The organism is Lactobacillus sp. M0403 (assembly GCF_016101265.1).
Classification (GTDB): Bacteria; Bacillota; Bacilli; order Lactobacillales; family Lactobacillaceae; genus Lactobacillus; species Lactobacillus apis.
Window position 1 is genome coordinate 1,717 of the sequence record NZ_JACFQV010000012.1, and the last position, 3,224, is coordinate 4,940.

The following is a 3,224-nucleotide window of genomic DNA, read 5'->3' on the forward strand; positions in this document are numbered from 1 at the left end:
ACTAGTACATTGAAAACTGAATATAATCCAAGAAAAACCGAGAAACAATCAAAGAGAACAGATTGCAAGAGCGACCGAGAGAGTTCGAAAAGAACGAATGACTTAAGGAAAGGTCAAGAAAAGAAGGGCGCACGGTGAATGCCTAGGCACAATAAGGCGAAGAAGGACGTGACGAACCACGAAAGGCTTCGGGGAGCAGTAAGTACGCAATGATCCGGAGATCTCCGAATGGGGGAACCCAATGCAGCGATGCATTACTATATACTGAATAGATAGGTATATAGGGCAAGACGCAGTGAACTGAAACATCTAAGTAGCTGCAGGAAGAGAAAGAAAAATCGATTTCCCAAGTAGCGGCGAGCGAAACGGAAAGAGCCCAAACCATATGATTTATCATATGGGGTTGTAGGACTGCGACAAGGTAGTAAGGCGGATAGCAGAATTATCTGGGAAGGTAAGCCAGAGAGGGTGAGAGCCCCGTAAGCGAAATCCAAGAGACGCCGAGCAGAATCCTGAGTAGGTCGGGACACGAGGAATCCCGATTGAAGCAGCGAGGACCATCTCGCAAGGCTAAATACTAAATTGTGACCGATAGTGAACCAGTACCGTGAGGGAAAGGTGAAAAGAACCCCGGAAGGGGAGTGAAAGAGAACCTGAAACCGTGTGCCTACAAGTAGTCAAAGCCCATTAAAGGGTGATGGCGTGCCTTTTGTAGAATGAACCGGCGAGTTACGTTAATTAGCGAGGTTAAGTCAGAAAAGACGGAGCCGGAGCGAAAGCGAGTCTGAAGAGGGCGAGATAGTTAGTTGATGTAGACCCGAAACCAAGTGACCTACCCATGACCAGGTTGAAGGTGCGGTAAAACGCACTGGAGGACCGAACCCACGTAAGTTAAAAATTGCGGGGATGAGTTGTGGGTAGCGGTGAAATTCCAAACGAACTTGGAGATAGCTGGTTCTCTCCGAAATAGCTTTAGGGCTAGCCTGGTGCGAGGATGATAATGGAGGTAGAGCTCTGTTTGGATGAGGGGCCCATCAAGGGTTACTGAGTTCAGATAAACTGCGAATTCCATATATCAAAGCACTGGAGTCAGACTGCGAGTGATAAGATCCGTAGTCGAAAGGGAAACAGCCCAGATCACCAGTTAAGGTCCCAAAATCTATGCTAAGTGGAAAAGGATGTGGAGTTGCGTAGACAACTAGGATGTTGGCTTAGAAGCAGCCATCATTAAAAGAGTGCGTAATAGCTCACTAGTCGAGTGACGCTGCGCCGAAAATTTACCGGGGCTAAGCATAGTACCGAAACTGTGGATGTGTAGTAATACACGTGGTAGGAGAGCGTTCTAAGTGCGGCGAAGCTTAATCGAGAGGATAAGTGGAGCGCTTAGAAGTGAGAATGCCGGTATGAGTAGCGCAAGATAGGTGAGAATCCTATCCGCCGAAAGACTAAGGTTTCCTGGGGCAGGCTCGTCCGCCCAGGGTAAGTCGGGACCTAAGGCGAGGCCGAAAGGCGTAGTCGATGGACAACAGGTAGAAATTCCTGTACTGCGTTAGATCGTTAATAACGAAGGAGGGACGCAGGAGGCAAAGAACGCATGGTGCTGGATATCCATGTTTAAGCAATAAGTGTAGATAAGAGTCAAATGCTTCTATCTAGAAAGCACAAGTTGTGATGAGGAGCGAAATTAAAGTAGCGAAGGTTCAAGAGTCACACTGCCAAGAAAAGCTTCTAGTGAGAGCTAACGTACCCGTACCGCAAACCGACACAGGTAGTCGAGTGGAGAACACTAAGGTGAGCGAGAGAACTCTCGTTAAGGAACTCGGCAAAATAGCCCCGTAACTTCGGGAGAAGGGGTGCTGGTGTAAAAGCCAGCCGCAGTGAATAGGCCCAAACAACTGTTTATCAAAAACACAGGTCTCTGCAAAGTCGAAAGACGACGTATAGGGGCTGACACCTGCCCGGTGCTGGAAGGTTAAGGAGAGTTGTCAGCGAAAGCGAAGCAACGAACTGAAGCCCCAGTAAACGGCGGCCGTAACTATAACGGTCCTAAGGTAGCGAAATTCCTTGTCGGGTAAGTTCCGACCTGCACGAAAGGTGTAATGATTTGGGCACTGTCTCAACGAGAGACTCGGTGAAATTATAATACCCGTGAAGATGCGGGTTACCCGCGACAGGACGGAAAGACCCCATGGAGCTTTACTGCAATTTGATATTGAGTAGCTGTTAAACATGTACAGGATAGGTAGGAGCCAGAGAAGATAGCACGCCAGTGTTATCAGAGGCAATGTTGGGATACTACCCTTGTTTGATGGCTGCTCTAACCAGGACCTCTAAGCGAGGTATGGGACAGTGTCTGATGGGCAGTTTGACTGGGGCGGTCGCCTCCTAAAGAGTAACGGAGGCGCCCAAAGGTTCCCTCAGAATGGTTGGAAATCATTCACAGAGTGTAAAGGTATAAGGGAGCTTGACTGCGAGAGCGACAACTCGAGCAGGGACGAAAGTCGGGCTTAGTGATCTGGTGGTACCGCATGGAAGGGCCATCACTCAACGGATAAAAGCTACCCTGGGGATAACAGGCTTATCTCCCCCAAGAGTTCACATCGACGGGGAGGTTTGGCACCTCGATGTCGGCTCGTCGCATCCTGGGGCTGAAGTAGGTCCCAAGGGTTGGGCTGTTCGCCCATTAAAGCGGCACGCGAGCTGGGTTCAGAACGTCGTGAGACAGTTCGGTCCCTATCCGTCGTGGGCGTTGGAAATTTGAGAGGAGCTGTCCTTAGTACGAGAGGACCGGGATGGACATACCGCTGGTGTACCAGTTGTCTTGCCAAAGGCATAGCTGGGTAGCTAAGTATGGAAGGGATAAGCGCTGAAAGCATCTAAGTGCGAAGCCCCCCTCAAGATGAGATTTCCCATACGAAAGTAGTAAGACACCTCAAAGACTAAGAGGTAGATAGGCTAGGAGTGGAAGAGCCGTGAGGTTTGGAGCGGACTAGTACTAATCAGTCGAGGACTTGACCACAAGCTTGAGCGATTTGGAAGAGAGCGGATTGGTTTTTCAAGAGGATTATATTTAGTTTTGAGTGTAAAAGCTCAAAGGAAAAAAGTACGGTGGCAATAGCAAGAAGGAAACACCTGTAACCATGCCGAACACAGCAGTTAAGCTTCTTCACGCCGAGAGTAGTTGGTGGGAGACTGCCTGCGAGGGTAGGACGCTGCCGTGCTTT

At 49.3% G+C, this 3,224-nt stretch carries 2 rRNA genes; both read left to right on the plus strand.

Features of this window, described 5'->3' with window-relative positions:
• Positions 1-111: 111 nt before the first annotated feature.
• Positions 112-3,019: ribosomal RNA gene (locus H3T48_RS08740) — 23S ribosomal RNA — on the plus strand.
• A gap of 85 nt (positions 3,020-3,104) precedes the next feature.
• Positions 3,105-3,221 (plus strand): 5S ribosomal RNA (rrf, locus tag H3T48_RS08745).
• Positions 3,222-3,224: the final 3 nt, after the last annotated feature.